The 19,257-nt window shown below is 71.3% G+C and carries 19 protein-coding genes; 8 read left to right on the top strand and 11 right to left on the bottom strand.

The window, feature by feature from the left end; genetic code table 11:
* Positions 1-2 precede the first annotated feature (2 nt).
* Complete coding sequence (locus Dsi01nite_RS27360) at positions 3-1,580, top strand: MFS transporter (protein WP_203849141.1); 1,578 nt, start codon at positions 3-5, stop codon at positions 1,578-1,580.
* Between the two features lie 253 nt (positions 1,581-1,833).
* Here Dsi01nite_RS27360 and Dsi01nite_RS27355 read toward each other — a convergent pair whose 3' ends face one another.
* Positions 1,834-2,181, bottom strand: a complete 348-nt coding sequence (locus Dsi01nite_RS27355) for a DUF6401 family natural product biosynthesis protein (protein ID WP_203849140.1) — start codon at positions 2,179-2,181, stop codon at positions 1,834-1,836.
* A gap of 65 nt (positions 2,182-2,246) precedes the next feature.
* Positions 2,247-2,447: a PspC domain-containing protein gene (locus Dsi01nite_RS27350; RefSeq protein WP_203849139.1), complete on the bottom strand. Its 201-nt coding sequence runs from the start codon at positions 2,445-2,447 to the stop codon at positions 2,247-2,249.
* A gap of 233 nt (positions 2,448-2,680) precedes the next feature.
* Between Dsi01nite_RS27350 and Dsi01nite_RS57540 the strand changes: the two genes are divergently transcribed.
* From Dsi01nite_RS57540 to Dsi01nite_RS27335, 3 genes are read left to right on the top strand one after another with little or no spacing between them, the layout of a single operon-like run.
* The gene (locus tag Dsi01nite_RS57540; protein WP_239136207.1) at positions 2,681-3,352 is read left to right on the top strand and encodes a CAP domain-containing protein; all 672 of its coding nucleotides are present in this window, start codon (positions 2,681-2,683) and stop codon (positions 3,350-3,352) included.
* A 19-nt stretch (positions 3,353-3,371) separates the two neighbouring features.
* Positions 3,372-3,890, top strand: a complete 519-nt coding sequence (locus tag Dsi01nite_RS27340; protein WP_203849138.1) for a DUF3558 domain-containing protein — start codon at positions 3,372-3,374, stop codon at positions 3,888-3,890.
* A gap of 33 nt (positions 3,891-3,923) precedes the next feature.
* The gene (locus Dsi01nite_RS27335) at positions 3,924-5,102 is read left to right on the top strand and encodes an esterase-like activity of phytase family protein (protein WP_203849137.1); all 1,179 of its coding nucleotides are present in this window, start codon (positions 3,924-3,926) and stop codon (positions 5,100-5,102) included.
* 4 nt (positions 5,103-5,106) lie between these two features.
* Here Dsi01nite_RS27335 and Dsi01nite_RS27330 read toward each other — a convergent pair whose 3' ends face one another.
* Positions 5,107-5,430, bottom strand: a complete 324-nt coding sequence (locus Dsi01nite_RS27330; RefSeq protein WP_239136206.1) for a DUF6401 family natural product biosynthesis protein — start codon at positions 5,428-5,430, stop codon at positions 5,107-5,109.
* Between the two features lie 105 nt (positions 5,431-5,535).
* On the opposite strand from Dsi01nite_RS27330, the gene Dsi01nite_RS27325 reads away from it, so the two are divergent.
* Positions 5,536-5,985 carry a DUF6328 family protein gene (locus Dsi01nite_RS27325; protein ID WP_203849135.1) on the top strand — a complete coding sequence of 150 codons (450 nt, stop codon included), beginning with the start codon at positions 5,536-5,538 and terminating at the stop codon, positions 5,983-5,985.
* A 137-nt stretch (positions 5,986-6,122) separates the two neighbouring features.
* The gene (locus Dsi01nite_RS27320; RefSeq protein WP_203849314.1) at positions 6,123-8,630 is read left to right on the top strand and encodes a glycoside hydrolase family 9 protein; all 2,508 of its coding nucleotides are present in this window, start codon (positions 6,123-6,125) and stop codon (positions 8,628-8,630) included.
* A gap of 81 nt (positions 8,631-8,711) precedes the next feature.
* On the opposite strand, the gene Dsi01nite_RS27315 is transcribed toward Dsi01nite_RS27320, so the two are convergent.
* Genes Dsi01nite_RS27315 through Dsi01nite_RS27285 form a run of 7 tightly spaced genes read right to left on the bottom strand, consistent with a single transcriptional unit; the run spans position 8,712 to position 16,101 of the window.
* The gene (locus tag Dsi01nite_RS27315; protein ID WP_203849134.1) at positions 8,712-9,464 is read right to left on the bottom strand and encodes an SRPBCC family protein; all 753 of its coding nucleotides are present in this window, start codon (positions 9,462-9,464) and stop codon (positions 8,712-8,714) included.
* Entirely contained in the window at positions 9,448-10,605 is a 1,158-nt protein-coding gene (locus tag Dsi01nite_RS27310; RefSeq protein ID WP_203849133.1) for a vWA domain-containing protein, read from the bottom strand. Before Dsi01nite_RS27310 ends, Dsi01nite_RS27315 begins: the two co-directional genes overlap by 17 nt.
* Positions 10,592-11,458: an AAA family ATPase gene (locus tag Dsi01nite_RS27305; protein WP_203849132.1), complete on the bottom strand. Its 867-nt coding sequence runs from the start codon at positions 11,456-11,458 to the stop codon at positions 10,592-10,594. Before Dsi01nite_RS27305 ends, Dsi01nite_RS27310 begins: the two co-directional genes overlap by 14 nt.
* A complete protein-coding gene (locus Dsi01nite_RS27300) occupies positions 11,455-12,363 on the bottom strand; it encodes an XdhC family protein (RefSeq protein ID WP_203849131.1) in 909 nt (302 codons plus the stop codon). Before Dsi01nite_RS27300 ends, Dsi01nite_RS27305 begins: the two co-directional genes overlap by 4 nt.
* A complete protein-coding gene (locus Dsi01nite_RS27295; protein ID WP_203849130.1) occupies positions 12,363-14,738 on the bottom strand; it encodes an aerobic carbon-monoxide dehydrogenase large subunit in 2,376 nt (791 codons plus the stop codon). The genes Dsi01nite_RS27300 and Dsi01nite_RS27295 overlap by 1 nt, the downstream gene beginning before the upstream one ends.
* A complete protein-coding gene (locus Dsi01nite_RS27290) occupies positions 14,735-15,220 on the bottom strand; it encodes a (2Fe-2S)-binding protein (RefSeq protein WP_203849129.1) in 486 nt (161 codons plus the stop codon). The genes Dsi01nite_RS27295 and Dsi01nite_RS27290 overlap by 4 nt, the downstream gene beginning before the upstream one ends.
* A gap of 2 nt (positions 15,221-15,222) precedes the next feature.
* Positions 15,223-16,101: an FAD binding domain-containing protein gene (locus tag Dsi01nite_RS27285; RefSeq protein WP_203849128.1), complete on the bottom strand. Its 879-nt coding sequence runs from the start codon at positions 16,099-16,101 to the stop codon at positions 15,223-15,225.
* A 119-nt stretch (positions 16,102-16,220) separates the two neighbouring features.
* Between Dsi01nite_RS27285 and Dsi01nite_RS27280 the strand changes: the two genes are divergently transcribed.
* On the top strand, positions 16,221-17,066 hold the full coding sequence (locus tag Dsi01nite_RS27280) for a spermidine synthase (RefSeq protein WP_203849127.1): 846 nt from the start codon (positions 16,221-16,223) through the stop codon (positions 17,064-17,066).
* Positions 17,067-17,129: 63 nt separating this feature from the next.
* The gene (locus tag Dsi01nite_RS27275; protein WP_203849126.1) at positions 17,130-18,203 is read left to right on the top strand and encodes a branched-chain amino acid aminotransferase; all 1,074 of its coding nucleotides are present in this window, start codon (positions 17,130-17,132) and stop codon (positions 18,201-18,203) included.
* Here the strand turns inward: Dsi01nite_RS27275 and Dsi01nite_RS27270 are convergent.
* Positions 18,200-19,207, bottom strand: coding sequence for a coiled-coil domain-containing protein (locus Dsi01nite_RS27270; RefSeq protein ID WP_373318843.1), 1,008 nt, complete (start codon positions 19,205-19,207; stop codon positions 18,200-18,202). The genes Dsi01nite_RS27275 and Dsi01nite_RS27270 overlap by 4 nt on opposite strands.
* Between the last annotated feature and the right edge of the window lie 50 nt (positions 19,208-19,257).

Below are 19,257 nucleotides of genomic sequence, written 5' to 3'. Positions count from 1 at the left end.
CGATGACGTCGACGCAGCCCACCAGCGCGGCGAGCAGCACCGCCGCGCCGACGCCGGCCGGCGTCCCGCGACGGCGGCTCGCCATCAGCGTCGGCGGCGTCGCGGTGCTGCTCGCCGCGCTGGACGCCTACGTCGTCGTCGGGGTCCTCACCGACATCATGGACTCGCTGCACATCGCCGACACCCGGCTGGAGCGGGTCACCCCGGTCGTGACCGGGTTCCTGCTCGGCTACGTCGCCGGCATGCCGCTGCTCGGCTCGCTCTCGGACCGCTTCGGCCGCCGGGCACTGCTCGTCGCGAGCCTGCTCGGCTTCGGCGCCGGCTCCGCGCTGACCGCCGCCTCCGGCGACATACTCCTGCTCACCGCGGGTCGCACCCTGCAGGGCATCGCCGGTGGCGCGCTGCTCCCGGTGACCGTCGCGCTCGTCAGCGACCTGTGGCCGGACCGCGACCGCCACCTCGTCCTCGGCAACATCGGCGCCGCGCAGGAGCTCGGCAGCGTCCTCGGCCCGCTGTACGGCGTGGCGGTCGCCGCCCTCCTCGGCAGCTGGCGTGGCATCTTCTGGCTCAACCTGCCGCTCGTGGTGGTCGCGGTCGCGCTCGTCTGGTGGGCCGTGCCGGGTGGCCCGCCCACCTCCACCGCGCCGCGCCGGACCGACCTCGTCGGCGGGCTGCTGCTCGCGGTGGCCCTCGGCGGCGTCGTCGTCGCGCTCTACAACCCCGACCCCGAGCGGTCCGTCCTGCCCTCGTGGGGCTGGCCCGTGCTCGCCGGCGCCGCCGTGGTGACGGTGCTGTTCGTGCTGTGGGAGCGCCGGCCGAAGACCAGGCTGCTGGACCTGACCGGCGCCGCGAAGGGGCCGTTCTTCGCCGCCCTCACCGCGAGCTGGTGCGCCGGCGCCGCCCTCATGGTGACGCTGGTCGACGTCGAGCTGGTCGCGCAGACCCTGCTGGGCAGGTCCGGCGTCGAGGCCACCCTGGTGCTGACCCGGTTCCTGGTCGCCCTGCCGGTCGGCGCCGTCCTCGGCGGGCTGCTGCTGCGCTCCGGCCGGCTCAGCGAGCGCGTCGTCACCGCCGGCGGCCTGCTGCTCGCGGCGCTGGCGTATGTGCTCATCGCCGGCTGGCCCGTGGACCTGCCCGCCGCCCGCTACCTCGGCTTCCTGCCCCGGATGGACACGGACCTCGCGCTCGCCGGGCTCGGGCTCGGGCTGGTCATCGCACCGCTGTCGTCGGCGGCGCTGCGGGCGACCCCGCCGCCGCAGCACGGCGTGGCCTCCTCCGCCGTCGTCGTGGCGCGGACGATGGGCATGCTGATCGGCGTCGCCGCGCTGACCGCGTGGGGCCTGCACCGGTTCCACACGCTGACCGCGGAGCTGGACTTCCCGCTGGTGTTCGGCAAGCCCGCCGAGGAGCAGAAGCGCCTGCTGTCGGCGTACGCGGACGCACTCCAGTCAGCGCTGCGCACCGAGTATCGCGAAATCTTCCTGATCACGGCGGTGGTGTGCCTGGCGGGCGCGGTGTCCGCAATCTTCCTCGGCGCCCCGAGCCGTCCCGAGCCGTCCGGAGCCGTCCTCCGCTCGTGATCCGGAAGACCTTGTGCACCTCTGACACCACAAGGCCTTCCGGATCACGGAAAGCGATTCGCGTGTCTTCCGGATCACGGCGGCAGGGCTAGGGGCTGTATCGAAGTGGATGGCCGGGCTGCGGCGGACTCAGACGCCGCCTGGAACCACGCCGGTCACACCTGGATACAACCCCGGTATCCAGGCGCGCCCGGCGCGGCCCCAGCCGACGCCTGAGCCTCGCCTCGCTCCGACCCCCACTTCGATACAGCCCCTAGAGGTGGCCGGCGGAGCGGGCGAGGGAGCAGATGGCGATCAGGCGGACCGTCGGCCACTCCGCCTTCGACCAGTCGAGCTCCGAGGTCGGCGGGAGCTGCCACTGGGCCTCGATCAGCGCGTCGCGGACGCCGGTGGCGTAGCTGGCCAGGGCGACGGCGTTCGGTCCGCGCTCCGGGTCGCCGAGGGCGTCGCGGACCGAGGCGGCGTGCTGGTCGACAGCGGCCTGGAGGCCGGCGGACGTGGTGGCGGCCGCCAGGCCGGACTCGCCGAGCCAGGTCATCAACCCGTTCAGGGTCGAGCGGGCGGCGCTGTGGCGGGTGGCTTCGGTGAGGTCTTTGAACATGCCTCCGAGTTCGACCGGCCGGCCCCCCGATTGACCGGTGAACCCGGAGCGCACCCGTGTCGACCTCAGTTGTAACTGTGGGAGTTCGACTCGTCGGGCATCAGGACCCACAACACGATGTAGGCCACGAACTGCGGCCCCGGCAGCAGGCACGAGAGCACGAAGATGAGCCGCATCGTGTTGGGCGACAGGCCGAACCGGCGGGCGAGGCCGGAGCACACGCCGGCGATCCAACGGTTGTCCCTGGGTCTGACCAGTCTGGACATTGCTGCTCCTTCGACAAGACCTGCGTGCGAGGTGTGTAGCTCAACGGTATGAATGCCCGGAGCCGTCGCCCTCCAACCTTTGACGGAACTTCACGGGCCGGTCCACTAGGGACCCACCCGCACGGGTAGCGGGCCGGTTGCCGACCGTTGCGGGGTAGTTGAGCTGCTCACGAGGGCTGTGAGCGACCCGATACCAACTGCGTCAAAGCTCACCGACGGAAGGTTCTCTCATCGTGACCCGGTTCCCTCGCCGTGCCACCATCCTCGCCGCCGTGCTGCTCGCGGCGCCGCTCGGCTTCACGCTCACCGTCACCGCTGCGGCGGCCGCCCCCGCCGCCGCCCAGGTCGTCACCGCCGCCGGTGACGTGGTCGCGGGTGTGGACGTCGCCGCCGCGGTGTCGAAGAAGAAAAAGAAGAAGAAGACCGCCAAGAAGCCGGCCACGAAGCCGACGACCACCCCGACGAAGCCGGCCACGCCGACCACCAAGCCGGCGACTCCGACCACCAAGCCGGTGGAGAGCAGCTCGCTGGAGTCCGAGGTCGTGGCGCTGACCAACAGCTACCGCACCGCGAACGGCTGCGGCGCGCTGCGCATCGACACCCGGCTCGTGGCCGCCGGCCGGGCGCACAGCACGGACATGGTGACGAACAACTTCTTCAGCCACACCGGATCCAACGGCAGCACGTTCGTGCAGCGGGAGGTGGCCGCCGGCTACACCACCGGGGCGTCGGCGGAGAACATCGCCTGGGGCTACCGGACGCCGAAGGAGGTCGTCGACGGCTGGATCAACAGCCCCGGGCACAAGGCCAACATCCTCAACTGCGGCAGCGTCGCGGTCGGTGTCGGCCTCGCGTACAAGGCCGACGGGACCCCGTACTGGACCCAGGATTTCGGCCGCGTCTGAAACCCTGTACAAACACTGGGTGACCCTACGGAAAGCCGTGCTGTCGGCGGGCGTCGTGCTGGCGCTCGCCGGCTGCGGCGATGACACGTCCGGTCCGGCCCAGCCGTCGGATCCGAAACGCAACGGCGGGCTCTACGACGCCGTCGACGTGTGCGGCCTCGCCACCGACGACCAGCTCAAGGCCGCGCTCGGGGAGGCGCCGGGCACCAAGGAACGGCGCGACACCGACTCGCTCAAGGCGTGCTCCGTGGACGGCGTCTCGGGCAACTTCTACCTGTTCCTGGTGCTGGTCCGGCCGTCGATGGGCGCCGCGCAGCAGGTCGCCTACGACAAGGGCACGGCGAAGGACCCGAAGTCGATCGACGCGACGACGTACTCGTCCGCGGACACCGGCGAGGCGCACGTGGAGACCGCCAGCGGCGAGCTGGTCGTGCGGGTGTCGTTCGTGTACTACCAGGACGGCGGCAGCATCACCGACGCCCCGGCCGTCGTCGGCAGGCTGCACACCCTTCTCGGGGCCATCACCAAGAAAACGTAGGCGGTTCATCCTGGCCTCCTAGCGTCGCGGGTCATGAGAAATCTCAGACGCGCCGGCATCGGCGTCGGTCTCGGCGTGCTCACGCTCGCCCTCGCCGCCCCCAGTGCCTCGGCTCACGGCAGCTTCGGCCGTGCCACCCTGACCGGTTTCGCGTCGCTGCCGGCCGCCACGTTCGTCTCCGCGAGTGACCCGTCGGGTTCGCTGCTGGGCGGCACACCGTCCAACGGGATCACCCCGCCGTTCGCCGACCAGCCGATCCAGGGCTTCAGCGGCATCGTCCGCAACGGGGACGGCACCTTCGAGGTGCTCTCCGACAACGGCTACGGCAACAAGGCCAACAGTGCCGACTTCGTGCTGCGCATCCAGCGGGTCGCGCCGGACTACGGCAACCACGCCGTGGACGTGGTCGGCGGCATCAACCTCACCGACCCGAACAGCCTCGTGCCGTTCGCGCTGACCCGGCCCGACCGGGTGCTGACCGGCGCCGACTTCGACGTGGAGTCGATCCAGCGGGCCAAGGACGGCACGTACTGGATCGGCGACGAGTTCGGCCCGTACCTGCTGCACTTCGACCGCGCCGGCCGGCTGCTGCAGGCGCCGATCCCGCTCGACGGGGTCCGTGCGCCGGAGAACCCGGCCGGCAACCCGAACCTGAACAGCAGCAAGGGCTTCGAGGGTCTCGCGCAGTCGCCCGACGGCCGGAAGCTGTACGCGCTGCTGGAGGGCGTCGTCGCCGGCGACGCGGCGGGTGGCCTGCGGCTCAACGAGTTCGACATCGCGTCGAGGACCTACACGGGCAAGCGCTGGATCTACCAGCTCGAGGACCCAGCCAACGCCATCGGCGACGCGATCGCCGTCGACGACGACCGCTTCCTGATCATCGAGCGGGACAACGGGCAGGGCGCGACCGCGAAGTTCAAGCGGATCTACCTCGCCAAGAAGAAGACCAACGGCACGCTCGAGAAGACCCTGGTCGCGGACCTCATGGACATCGCCGACCCGCGCCACCTGGGCGGCACCTCGGGCACCTTCACGTTCCCGTTCCAGACCATCGAGGACGTCGTCATCCTCGACGACCGCACGCTCGGCGTGGTCAACGACAACAACTTCCCGTTCTCCAACGGCCGTACCCCGGGCCAGCCGGACAACAACGAGTTCATCACCATCCGGCTGACGGACCCGCTGCACGCCGACAAGCGCTTCCTGAAGTAACCCCTCAGGAAGGGATCAGCGAGCAGATCGCCAACAGGCGGAGCATCGCCCAGGTCGGGCGGGACCAGTCATCCAGGGTCTCGCCCGCATCCCGGGCGGCGTCGCGGATCGCCGCCGCGTAGCCGGCGAGGGCCACCGGGTCGAGCAGCGTGCCGCCGAGCGACTCCCGGATCGCGGCGGCGTGCTGGTCGACCCGCGCCAGCAGGTCGGGCCGGGTGGACACGGCCACGCGGCCGGGCCGTCCGATGGCGGACGCGAGCTCGGCCAGGCCGGCCCGGGCGATCCACGCGCGTCGACCGGACGTCAACTCATCGAAGGGTGCGCTCACGTTCGCGACCATAAGCCCAGCATGCAACCGGTCGCAGCCCCGACGCGCCGGGTTTGGGCCGATCGCCAAGTTCGCTTCGCCGACCCGTTGGGTAAATGAACCCGCATGGCCGATCGCGACGAGACTCCCGATGAGCGTTTCGACCGGAACTGGAATGAATTGCTGCAGGAGCTGCGGGTCGCGCAGACCGGCGTGCAGATCCTGTTCGCGTTCCTGCTGACGCTTCCGTTCAACCAGCGGTTCGAGCAGATCACCGACCTGCAGCGGACGACCTACATCGTGACGCTGCTGCTCACCGCGCTCGCGACGCTCTGCCTGATCGCCCCGGTGAGCCACCACCGGATCCTGTTCCGCCGCGGCCGCAAGGAGGAGCTCGTCGACGCGAGCAGCACCCTGGCCGGCGCCGGTCTGGTGTTCCTGTGGCTGTCGGTGGTCGGCGCGGTGTTCCTGGTCTTCGAGGTCGTGGTCGCCACCTCGTGGGCCGTCGCCGTCGCCGCGGCGCTCGGAGCCGCGTTCATCGCCGTCTGGTACGTGTTCCCGACGCTGAAGCGATAGCCGGGCAGAAAGAGTATTGACACTCTCTGTGCTGTGGGCCACAGTGGGAGCGCTCCCATTTCCCTTCCGCCACAAGGGGTGTCTGTGTGAAGCGCAAACTCTCGCTTGCCTTAACGGCGGCGGTGCTGGTCGTGCCGATGACCGCCTCCGCCGCCTTCGCCGACCCGGCTGAACAGCTCGTCAACGGCACCTTCGACAGCGGCACCGACCCGTGGTGGTGGACCGGCAACGCGCCGGCCGCCGTCGTGGACGGGCAGCTGTGCGCGACCATCCCCGCCGGGACCGCCAACCCGTGGGACGCGATCATCGGCCAGAACGCGGTCAAACTGCAGGCCGGCGAGTCCTACCGGCTGGCGTTCAAGGCCAGCGCCAGCACCCCGGTGACGGTCCGCGCCAACGTCCAGCTCGCGGCGCCGCCCTATACCCAGGAGCTCTCCGCGGCGCCGGCCCTCACCGCGACGCCGCAGACCTACAGCTACACCTTCACCGCGGCCGCCGACACCGACGCGGGTCAGGTCGCGTTCCAGGTCGGCGGGAGCGCCGCGGCCTGGACGCTGTGCCTCGACGACATCTCGCTGCAGGGAGGTGCACCGCCGCCCGTGTACGTCCCGGACACCGGCCCGCGGGTGCGGGTCAACCAGGTCGGCTACCTCGCCAACGGCCCGAAGGCCGCCACCGTCGTGACCGAGGCGACCACGGCCCTGCCGTGGCAGCTGCGCAACGCCGCCGGCACGGTCGTCGCCACCGGCACGACTGCTCCATCCCCGGGCCCATCCGGCGTCGACCCGACCTCCGGTCAGCACGTGCAGACGGCGGACTTCAGCTCGTACCTCGTCAAAGGGACCGGCTACACGCTGACCGCCGACGGTGAGACCAGCGTGCCGTTCGACATCGGCGTCAACGCCGCCTACGAGAAGCTCCGCACCGACTCGCTGTCGTGGTACTACACCCAGCGCAGCGGCATCGAGATCCTCGACAGCATCGCCCCCGGCTACGCCCGCGCCGCCGGTCACCTCGGCGTCGCGCCCAACCAGGGCGACACCGACGTGCCGTGCCAGCCCGGCGTGTGCGACTACCGCCTGGACGTGCGCGGCGGCTGGTACGACGCCGGCGACCACGGCAAGTACGTCGTCAACGGCGGCATCTCCGTGTATCAGCTGCTGAGCACGTTCGAGCGGACCAAGGTCGCCGCCGGGGCCCGCGCGGACAAGCTCGGCGACGGCTCGCTGCGGATTCCGGAGCACGGCAACCAGGTGCCCGACGTCCTCGACGAGGCCCGCTGGGAGCTGGAGTTCATGCTGCGCATGCAGGTGCCGGCCGGCAAGCCCCTCGCGGGCATGGTCCACCACAAGGTCCACGACGCGGCCTGGACCGGCCTGCCGCTCGACCCGGCCGCCGACCCGCAGCCGCGCGAGCTGCACGCACCGTCGACGGCCGCGACGCTGAACCTCGCCGCCACCGCCGCGCAGGGCGCCCGGCTCTTCCAGCCCTACGACAAGGCGTTCGCGGCGAAGCTGCTCGCCGCCGCGAAGACGGCCTACGCTGCGGCGCTGGCCAACCCGGCCCGCTACGCGCTGGTCACGGACGGCACCGGCGGCGGCGCGTACGACGACGACAACGTGACCGACGAGTTCTACTGGGCCGCGGCGGAGCTGTTCATCAGCACCGGTGAGAAGGCCTACCAGGACGCGGTCGTCGCGTCGCCGTGGCACACCGCCGACGTGTTCCGCCCGGAGGGCTTCGACTGGAAGTTCACCGCGACGGCCGGCCGGCTCGACCTGGCGACCGTCCCCAATGCGCTGCCCGACCGCAACCGGGTGCGGCAGTCCGTTGTGGACGGTGCCCGCGGCTACCTGTCGACGCTGCGCGGCAACGCCTACAACATCGCCTACAACCCGACCAACGGGAAGTTCGACTGGGGCTCCAACGGCCTCGTCGTCAACAACCTGGCGGTGATCGCCACCGCGTACGACATCAGCGGCGACACCGCGTTCCGCGACGGCGTCGTCACGGGCATCGACTACATCCTGGGCCGCAACGCACTCAACCAGTCCTACGTGACCGGCTACGGCGAGCGGGCGTCGCACAACCAGCACTCGCGGATGTACGCCCACCAGCTCAACCCGGCGCTGCCCAACCCGCCGGCCGGCTCGCTGTCGGGCGGCCCGAACTCCTCGATCCAGGACCCGGTCGCTTCGAAGATCCTGCCGGGCTGCAAGCCGCAGTTCTGCTACCTGGACGAGATCGAGTCGTGGTCGACGAACGAGATCACCATCAACTGGAACTCGGCGCTGTCGTGGGTGTCGTCGTTCCTCGCGGACCAGGGCGAGGGCGGCGCGGTGCCGAAGTCGCCGTGCACCGTGTCCTACACCAAGGTCCTGGACCTGGGCGGTGTCTACATCGCCTCGGCGACGGTCCGCAACACCTCGAAGCAGGCGCTGGACAACTGGTCGCTGCGCTTCGCCTACACCGGCACGCAGAAGGTCGAGCTGGCGGTCAACGGCACCGCCACGCAGACCGGCGCCTCGGTGCAGGTCAAGCCGTGGCAGACCAGGCTGAAGCCGGGCGAGTCGACGACGATCCTGCTGATCGGCAAGGTGGCATGGGGGCCGAACGCGGCCCCGGCAGTCTTCACTTGCGGCTGATCTTCGGGGCCGCACGGATGGGGTGAGGAAACAGAAGGGCACCGACCGCGACCCGGCCGGTGCCCTTCGCCTTGTCTGGGTTCAGGTCAGCCAGATGACCACGGCGACGATCGCCGCGACGAGGACGACGATCGGGACCGCGATCTTGATGATGTTGGTGGTACCGGCGGTCTCGAGCAGGTTGACGGGCTCGGCCTCCGGCCCCTCGATGACCCGGACGGCGTGCTGGGCGGGCGCGGTCGTCACCCCGTTCGCGTCGGGAACGGAAGCCGTCGGCAGGATCGCCTCGACCTCTTCGACCTTCTCGACCGAGGAGGCCGGCTCGACCGAGGGGGCCGGCTCGACCGAAGGGGCCGGCTCGGCCGAAGGGGGCGACTCGACCGAGGGGGGCGCCGCGGCCAGTTGCGCCTCCAGGTTGGTGACGAACTGGCCGAGCAGCCGGGTGCTGATGTCGCCGATCGTGCTGCGGCCCATCTGCGCGAGCGGGCCCGCGATCGTCAGGTCCGTCTCGACGGTCACCTTCGTCGCATCGCCCTCGGCCACCAGCACCGCCGTGACGAGGGCCGACGCGCGTCCCTTGCCGGTCGCGTCGCGGCCGCGGGCGTCGATGACGGCGCGGTGAGCCGCCTCGTCGCGCTCCTTGAACGTGGCCACACCGGAGAACTGGGCGGTCATCGGGCCGACCTTGACCTTGACCTTGCCGTGGTATTCGTCGCCCTGCACCGAGGTGAGCTGGGCGCCGGGCATGCACGGCGCGATCCGCTCCAGGTCGGTCAGGACGGTCCAGGTCTCTTCGAGGGGGCGGTGGACGACGAACTCATTGGTGAGCAGCATGACGGGCACGTCCTTCTAATGCGGCCAGGAGGGGGTCGAGAGCGTTGAGGGAGTGTGCGCTGACCACCGCGTCGCAGTAGGGCCACGCGGCGGCCATGCCACCGACGAGCGGCCGGTAGCGGGGGCTCTGGGTTCTGGGGTTGACCCAGACGATGCGGTGGGCGAGCCGGGACAGCCGGGCCATCTCGACGCCGACCTGCGCCGGGTCGCCGGTCTCCCAGCCGTCGGAGACGATGAGCACGACCGCGCCGCGGGCCATCCCGCGCCGGCCGAAGGTGTCGTTGAAGGCCTTCAGCGCGGCGCCGATGCGGGTGCCGCCGGACCAGTCGGGGGCGGCCTGCCCGGCGCGGTGGAGGGCGACGGCCGGTCGGGTGCGGGCGAGGATCTTCGTCAGGCGGGTCAGCCGGGTGGCGAAGGTGAACACCTCGGCGCGCGAGGTGCCGGCCGCGCAGTACAGCAGCTGCAGCATCGCCCTGGCGTAGGGCTCCATCGAGCCGGAGATGTCGCAGAGCGCGACGAGCCGCCGGGGGCGCACGCGCGGTTCGCGGCGCATCAGCCGCACCGGATGCCCGCCGGTGCGCCGGGCCCGCCGGAGCGTGGCCCGCAGGTCGACGGCATTGCCGTGCGCCCGGGCGGCCATGCGGCGGGTCCGGCGTGGCGGGGTCGCCACGGCGAGCCGGCGCATCAGGTCCGCCAGCTCGGAGAGCTCCGACGGGGTCAGCGTGGCGAAGTCCCGCGACGCGAGGCGTTCGGTCGCGCTGCCGACGGTCGCGACCGGGATCTCGATCTCCCGGCCGGTGGATGCCGTGCCGGCCGGCGGCGGCCCGGCCGACGGGGTGCTCCCGGAGGAAGCACTGGTCGTGGACGTGCCGACGGCGTTGGGGTCGCCGCGGAAGTCGGCCGGGTCGTCGGCGTAGCCGCGGAAGACCGCGTCGAAGACCCGGTCGAGGATCTCGAACTGCTCCGGATGGCAGGTCAGGGTCGCCCGCGCGCAGCGGTGCAGCTCAGCGGTCGTGGTCGGGGCCAGCAGCGTGACGGCCCGGGCGAAGCGTTCGCTGCGGTCCGGCCCGACGGGCAGCCCCGCGTCGTGCAGCGCCGCCCCGAACGCGGCGACGAGCCCGGCCAGGTCACCTCTCGACAAGGTCCGCCAGTCCCGTCCTGCGGGCCAGCTCCTCGTCCTCGCGATACTTCAGGACCGCGCCGAGGGTCGCGCCGGCGGACTTCTCGTCGAGGGGCAGGCCCAGCAGGCGCAGCGCGTTGGCCCAGCTGATCGCCTCGGCGACACCGGGCGGCTTGGTCAGGTCGAGGCCGCGCAGCCGCGAGACCGCGCCGGCGACCTGGGCGGCGAGGAGCTCGTCGGCGCCCGGCACCCGCTGCCTGATGATCGCCGCGACCCGGTGCGCGTCGGGATAGCCGATCCAGTGGTACAGGCAGCGCCGCAGCAGCGCGTCGTGCAGGTCCCGGGTCCGGTTGCTGGTGAGCACGACGACGGGCGGCACGACGGCGGTCCGCGTCCCCAGTTCGGGGATGGTCACCGACCCTTCCGCCAGGAGCTCGAACAGGAACGCCTCGAACTCGTCGTCGGCCCGGTCGACCTCGTCGATGAGCAGCACCGCCGGGCGCGGCCCGGGATGTTCGATCGCGGCGAGCAGCGGCCGGCGCAGCAGGTACTCGGGGGCGAACAGGTCCGCCTCGCGGGGCACCTCGCCACGGGCCTCGGCGAGCCGGATCCCGAGCAGCTGGCGGGGGTAGTTCCACTCGTAGAGGGCCTCGGCGGCGCTGAGCCCCTCGTAGCACTGCAACCGGATCAGCGGCGTGTCCAGGAACGCGGCGAGGGCACCCGCGGCGGCGGTCTTGCCGACCCCGGGCTCCCCTTCGAGCAGGGTCGGCTGGCCGAGCCGCACCGACAGGAACAGTGCCGTGGCGAGGCTCTGGTCGGCGAGGTACCCCTGCGCGGCCAGCCCGTCGACCAGCTCCTCGACCGACGCCGTCACAGGTACCGGGCCGGGTTGTCGATGAACGCCCGCCGGCAGCCGGAGCCGCAGAAGTAGTACATGGTGCCCTCGTGCTCGTACTGCAGCGCGTCCGGGGAGATCGCCACGTCCATGGCGCACACCAGGTCCTTGGCGATTGCCACCTGGGACACAACGAGCAGCGGGAGCTCGATGCGGCCAGGGGGAGGTGCGGTCTGCCGCGGCCGGCTGGAGATGACCTCGGCCAGGATCGACAGCGCGATCTCCGGTGCCGTCCGGGCGCCGATGTCCAGGCCGGCGGGCGCGTGGATGCGCGCCTTCTCCAGAGCGGTCAGCTGCAGCTCGTCCAGGACCGCGGCAGCGCGCTTCCGGCTGGCGACGAGCGCGATGTACGGCACATCAGCGCGAACGGCGGCGGTCAGCACCTCGACCTCATCCCGCCCGTGCGAGGCGACGACGACCGCCGAGGCATCCAGCGGAAGCGCGGAAGCGGGCCCGCGGACCCCTTCCCAGCCGATCGAGCGCGCCACGTCGACCATCGCGCGGGCAACGGGAGCTTCACCATGCACGTACACCAGCGGCGCCGGGATCATCGTCTCCAGGAAGATTTCCAGGGTGCCCCCCGACAGACACGGATTCGTGACCGTCAGCAGGCCCTCCCGCTCGCCGTCAGCGCCGGATGGGGAGTCGCTGGGCGTGATCCGCAGCAGCGTCGACTCGCCCGTCTCCAGCAGCCGGAGCCCCTGGAGACGGACGGTGGACTCGGCGCAGGTGCCGCCGACGAACCCCTCCATCGTGCCGTCCGGCAGCACGAGGGCGCGGTCGCCGGTCTTGGCGCTGGTCGGGCGCTCGGCGCGGACCACGGTGGCCAGGACGAACGGGGTGCGGTCCGCGCGCAACCGGTCGGCGCGATGGAGGAGATCCATTACTGAATGGCCAAATCTGTGCGGATCGGGCGGCCCTGAGCGGCGCGCCACACGTTGGACGGGGTGAGCGGCATGTCGGCGTGCCGGACCCCGAAGGGCTTCAGCGCGTCGAGGACCGCGTTGACCACGGCGGCCGGCGAACCGACGGTCGCGGACTCGCCGACGCCCTTGGCGCCGATCGGGTGGTGCGGCGACGGCGTCACCGTCTCGCCGAGCTCCCACGAGGGGCACTCGAGGGAGGTGGGCAGCAGGTAGTCCATGAGCGACGCACCGAGGTGGTTGCCGTCCTCGTCGAACGCCATGAGCTGCATGAGCGCCATGCCGATGCCGTCGGCGAGACCGCCGTGCACCTGGCCCTCGACGATCATCGGGTTGATCCGCACGCCGCAGTCGTCGACCGCGATGAACCGGCGGACCTTGACCTGCCCGGTGGCCGGGTCGACGTCGACGACGCAGATGTACGCGCCGAACGGGTAGGTCAGGTTCGGCGGGTTGTAGACCGTCGTCGCGTCCAGGTGGCCCTCGACGCCCTCGGGCAGTTCGAGGCTGGAGTGCGCGGCCATGGCGATCTCCTGGATCGTCTTGGCCTGGTCGGGGTCGCCCTTGACGAAGAACTTCCCCTTCTCCCACTCCAGGTCGTCCGGGGACACCTCGAGCATCGCCGATGCCACGATCCGCGCCCGGTCGCGGACCTTGCGGGCCACGATCGCGGTCGCGGCACCCGACACCGGGGTGGACCGGGAGCCGTAGGTGCCGAGGCCGAACGGGGTCTGGTCCGTGTCGCCGTGCACGACGTCGATGTCGTCGGGGGAGATGCCGAGCTCCTCCGCGACGATCTGCGCGAAGGTCGTCTCGTGGCCCTGACCCTGGGTCTGCACCGACAGCCGCAGCACCGCCTTGCCGGTCGGGTGGACCCGCAGCTCGGCGCCGTCGGCCATGCCCAGGCCGAGGATGTCCATGTGCTTGCGCGGGCCGGCGCCGACACCCTCGGTGAAGAAGCTGATGCCGATGCCCATGTACTCGCCGCGCTGGAGCTTCTCGGCCTGCTCGACCCGCAGCTTCTCGTATCCGACCATGTCCATGGCCAGGCGCAGCGCCTTCGGGTAGTCGCCCGAGTCGTACTCCCAGCCGGTCGGCGTGGTGTACGGGAACTGCGCCGGCTGGAGCAGGTTCTTCATCCGCAGCTCGGCCGGGTCCATCTTCAGCTCGAAGGCGAGCACGTCGATCATGCGCTCGACCAGGTACGCGGCCTCGGTGATCCGGAACGAGCAGGCGTACGCGACGCCGCCGGGTGCCTTGTTGGTGTAGACGCCCTTGACGTTGCAGGACGCCGCCTCCAGGTCGTAGGACCCGGTGAAGATGTGGAAGAAGCCGGCCGGGAACTTCGTCGGCTGGGCGGTGCCGTTGAACGCGCCGTGGTCGGCGAGCACGTCGACCCGCAGCGCCCGGATCTTGCCGTCCTTGGTCGCCGCGATCTCGCCGCGCATGTGGTAGTCGCGGGCGAACGCGGTGGCCGTCAGGTGCTCGTTGCGGTCCTCCATCCACTTCACCGGCTTGCCGGTGACGATGGAGCCGACGATCGCCAGGACGTAGCCGGGGTAGATGCCGACCTTGCCGCCGAAACCGCCGCCGATGTCGGGGGAGATGACCCGGATCTTGTGCTCCGGCAGGCCCGCGACGAGGGCGTAGACCGTCCGGTGCGCGTGCGGCGCCTGGGTGGTCGAGTAGATCGTCAGCTTGCCGGTGACCTTGTCGAAGTCGGCGACCGCGCCGCACGTCTCCAACGGGGACGGGTGCACCCGGGGGTACAGGATGTCCTCCGCGACGACCACGTCCGACGACGCGAAGACCGCGTCGGTCTTCTCCTTGTCACCGGCGGACCAGTCGAAGATGTGGTTGTCGGTCTTGCCCTCCTTGTCGTCCCGGATGACCGGGGCGCCGGGAGCGAGGGCCTGCTTGGCGTCGGCGACGACCGGCAGCGGCTCGTACTCGACCTCGATGAGCTCCAGGGCGTCGCGCGCGATGTAGTGGTTGTCCGCGACGACGAACGCGACCTCCTGGTTCTGGAAGCGGACCTTGTCGGTCGCGAGCACCGCCTGGGTGTCGTAGGACAGGGTCGGCATCCAGGCCAGGCTCAGCGTCTCCAGGACGGCGCCGGTGATGACGGCCTTGACGCCCGGCAGCGCCTCCGCCGCGCTGGTGTCGATCGAGACGATCTTCGCGTGGGCATACGGGCTGCGCAGGAACGACCCGTGCAGCATGCCCGGCAGGTTGACGTCGTCGACGTAGTTGCCCTTGCCCCGCACGAACCGCGCGTCTTCCTTGCGGTGCATGCGGCCGAAGCCCATCGGGGTGGGGTTCTCGGTCACCGTCATGACGTCACCTCGGCTTTCGCTGCGGCCTCGTGCTCGGCGGCCCAGCGGACCGAGCGCACGATGTTCTCGTAACCCGTGCACCGGCAGATCTGGCCGGAGATCGCCTCGCGGATCTCCTGCTCCGACGGGTCGGGGTTCTTGTCGAGCAGGCAGCGGGCGGTGAGCATCATGCCCGGGGTGCAGAAGCCGCACTGCAGCCCATGGCACTGCACGAAGCCCTGCTGCACCGGATCGAGCCCGTCGGCGCGCTCCATGCCCTCGACGGTGCCGACCTGCTTGCCGTCGGCCATCACGGCCAGGACGGTGCAGGACTTGACCGGCACGCCGTCCAGGGTCACGGTGCACACGCCGCAGTTGGACGTGTCGCAGCCCCAGTGCGTCCCGGTGAGGCCGAGGTCGTTGCGAAGGAAGTGGACCAGCAGCAGCCGGGGCTCCACGTCGCGGGTGTGGCTCTCGCCGTTCACCGTCACGGTGATCTGCATCGTCAGGCCTCCTGACCCCGCGCGCGGGCGGCCGCGGCGCGCAGTGCGCGCACGGTCAGCTCACCGGCGAGGTGCCGCTTGTAGTCGACCGGTCCGCGCTGGTCGGCGACCGGGTTGCTGTGCTGCGCGGCGATGCGTCCCGCCTCGGCGAAGCTCTCCTCCGTGGCCGGCTTCCCGACCAGGTACACCTCGGCCTCGGCGGCGCGGAAGTGCTCGGCGCCCACGGCGGCCAGGCCGATGCCGACGTTGCTCACGGTGCCCTCGGAGGAGGTCCACAGCGCGGCGCCGGCCGCGGCGACCGCCCAGTCACCGACGCGCCGCTCCACCTTCACGTATGCGGACCCGCCACCCGGGCGGATCGGCACGCGCACCTCGGTCAGCAGCTCGCCGGCCTCGACGACCGTCTCGTAGGGGCCGACGTGGAACTCGGTCAGTGGCACGGTGCGCGACCCCCGCGCACCCTGGATGACCACCGAGGCGCCGACCGCGGCGAACGCGGCGGAGAGGTCCTCGGCCGGGTCCGCCTGGCACAGCGAGCCGCCGACGGTGCCCCGGTTGCGCACGATCGGGTCGGCGATCACCCGCTCCGCGTCCCGGAAGATGCGGTAGTGCTCCTCGACGAGGGCCGACTCGAGCAGCTCGGCGTGCCGGGTCAGCGCCCCGATCCGCAGCTCACCACCCTCGACCTTGATGTAGGACAGCTCGTCGACGTCGTTGATGTCGATCAGCGCCGTGGGCCGGGCCAGCCGCAGCTTCATCATCGGGATCAGGCTGTGACCGCCGGCGATGACGCGGGCGTCCTCGCCCCACTGGGCCAGCAGGTCCAGCGTCTGGGTCACCGACGTGGCCTTTGCATATTCGAATGCGGCGGGTACTTGCATCGCGCCTCCGCGTGAGGGGATCGTTCGGGCACCAACGGGGAAATGTTCGTCCTAAAGGCGACATTGAACAACACCCGATGACAAAAATTCTTCACGCACCGGGTCACTACGGTGGGCACATGGGTCGACAGAAGCGGGCGGGCGGCATTGTCGAGCAGATCGACGGCGGGGTCGCCGAGCTGCACTCCGACGACGGCCGGCCCGGGCGGTGGACGCTGCTGGTGGACGGCTACCCGCAATCCGCCGTCGACCTGGACGATCCCCGGCGGCTCGACTTCGAGTACATGCGCCGCCTGGCCTCGATCGTCGACGGGGTCGCGCCGGCCGGCGCCCCGCTGTCGGTGCTGCACCTCGGCGGCGGCGCGCTGACGATGGCCCGCTACGTCGCCGCGACCCGGCCCGGCTCGTCGCAGCGGGTGGTCGAGCTGGACGCCGCGCTGATCGCCCTCGTGCGACGGGTGCTGCCGCTGCCGCGGGGTGCCGACATCCGGGTCCGCGCGATGGACGCCCGGGCCGCCGTGGAATCGATGTCCGGCGGCCGTTTCGACCTGGTCATCGCCGATGTGTACCGCGGCGCCCGCGTCCCGGCGCACCTGGCGTCGCTGGAGTTCCTGACCGCGGCGGCGGCGCTGCTGCGCCCCGGCGGCGTCTACACCGCCAACCTCGCCGACGGCACCGGGCTGGCCTTCGCCCGCGGTCAGGTCGCGACGCTGCGGCAGCTCTACGCCGACGTGTGCCTGCTCGCCGAGCCGTCCGTCCTGCGCGGCCGGCGGTTCGGCAACGTCATCCTGGCCGCGTCGGCGGCGCCGCTGCCGGTCGCCGGGTTCGCCCGGACCGGCGCCGCGGACCCGTTCCCGGCCCGGCTCGTGCACGGCGCGGACCTCGACCGCCTGGTCGCCGGCGCCCGGGTCGTCACCGACGCGATCGCCACCGAGTCCCCGGCGCCGCCGGCCGGCATCTTCTGAAGCTACTGACCAGTTCTCGGGAAGGACCTTAGGGATCGTTCAGTCAGCGCATACAGTCGCGGAATGCTTGATTTCGCAACCGTTTCCGCGTCGCGCCGCCCCGCGGCCGAGCGCGCGGCCCTGTTGAGCGACCCCGGCTTCGGTCGCGTCTTCACCGACCACATGGTCACCATCAGATATGCCGACGGCAAAGGCTGGTATGACGCGCGGCTGGAGCCGTTCGGCCCGCTCTCGCTCTCGCCGGCGACCGCCGCCCTGCACTACGGGCAGGAGATCTTCGAAGGGCTCAAGGCCTACGCGCAGCCCGACGGCGGGGTCGCGCTGTTCCGCCCCGAGGCGAACGCCCGCCGGCTCAACGTGACCGCCGAGCGCCTCGCCATGCCGCGGCTGCCCGAGGAGCTGTTCCTGCGTGCCGTCGAGCTGCTGGTCGACGCCGACCGGGACTGGGTGCCCGCCCACGACGGGCAGAGCCTCTACCTGCGCCCGTTCATGATCGCCACGGACCCGTTCCTCGGCGTGCGGCCGTCCTCGGAGTACCTGTTCGCCGTCATCGCCTCGCCGGCCGGTTCCTACTTCGCCGGCGGTGCCAAGCCCGTCACGATGTGGGTCTCGCAGGAGTATTCACGGGCCGCGCCCGGCGGCACCGGAGCGGTCAAGACCGCCGCCAACTACGCCGCCAGCCTCCGCGCCCAGGAGCAGGCCCACGAGGCCGGCTGCGACCAGGTCGTGTTCCTGGACTCCGTGGAGCGCCGCTACATCGAGGAGTCCGGCAGCAACAACCTCTTCTTCGTCTACGACGGCGAGCTCGTCACCCCGCCGCTGGGCGGCACGATCCTGCCCGGTGTCACGCGTGACTCGGTGCTGCGCCTGGCCGGGCACCAGGGGCTCACGGTGACCGAGCGCCCCTACACGCTGCAGGAGTGGCGCGACGACGCCCGCTCGGGCGCGCTCAAGGAGACCTTCGCCAGCGGCACCGGCGTCGTCATCAGCTCGATCGGCACCGCGCGCACCGCCGGCGACGAGTTCACCATCGCCGGCGCGGTCGAGGGCCCGGTCACCGCCCGGATCCGCGACGCGCTCCTCGGCATCCAGCGCGGCACCGCCGAGGACCCCTTCGGCTGGCGCCACCGGGTCTAGTACAGGGAGAGATGGACGTGGTTGGTGTGGTCGCTGGACGGGTCGCCGTTGCCGCCGCTGTAGGAGTGCCAGCCGGCCGCCGGGGTCCACACCTGCCGGAACCAGATGACGTAGAGCACGCCGAGCGCGCTCGCGTTGCGGACGAAGAACGCGGCCAGGTTGCCGCCGTAGGTCTTGTCCCCGCCGGTCGCCACGCCGCCGAAGCCGTTGGCCGCGGCGGCGAAGTCGCACGCCCGGCCCTTCGGATGCTCATACGGGCCGGAGGGCCGGTAGCACGAGTAGTAGCGGGTGAAGCCGGCCTTCTGGGCCTCCTTCGCCGCGTGCAGGGTGCGCGGGGTGATGCAGCCGGTCGTGGTCGGGTCGTCGATGATGCAGTTCTCTTTCGGCCACGAGCCGTTGGCGTTGCGTGGGGCCGGGGTGGCCAGCGGTGAGTTGGCGTTGACGTAGCCGTTGGCCCGGCCGCCCATCTTCACCAGGGCGGTCTCGGCGTCCTTCTTCTTCTTCGCCATGACGTCGGTCTGCGCCTGCTGCTGCGCGACCTCCGCGTCGACGGCCTTCTTCGCCTCGCCGAGATCCTTCTGCAGCTTCGTGAGCCGCCCGATCTGGCGGTCGTTGTAGCGGGCGATCGTGTTGACCATCATCGTGCGCTCCATGAACGACTCGGTGGAGTCGCTCTGCAGCAGCGCGGCGGCGGTGCGCACCCCGCCGGTGCGGTAGGCGGCGCCCGCGATGACGTTGACCTCGCCGAGGATCACGTCGAGCTCGCGCTGCATCGAGTCGACCTGCGCGGTGAGCTCCGCCTGGCGTTTCTTGGAGACCTCGAGGATGCCCTGGGCGTCCAGGAAGTCGCCGTTGGCCTTGTCCAGCAGCTCACCGAGGGTCATGTTGGCGGTGCCCTCATCGGGTGCGGCGGTCGGGTCGCCCGGCGCCGCGCCGGCCGGCACCCCCCAGGCACCGATCATGACGAGCGCCACGAGGAGCGAGGCGATGATGCGCTTCCGCAACGGTGTCCCTTCCGCGGGCTGGTCAGCCGTCAGATTACCGACTGCCCTCC

It is taken from the genome of Dactylosporangium siamense, assembly GCF_016862795.1.
In the GTDB taxonomy this organism is placed as follows: Bacteria; Actinomycetota; Actinomycetes; order Mycobacteriales; family Micromonosporaceae; genus Dactylosporangium; species Dactylosporangium siamense.
This window is presented reverse-complemented; position numbering and strand designations above follow the sequence as displayed.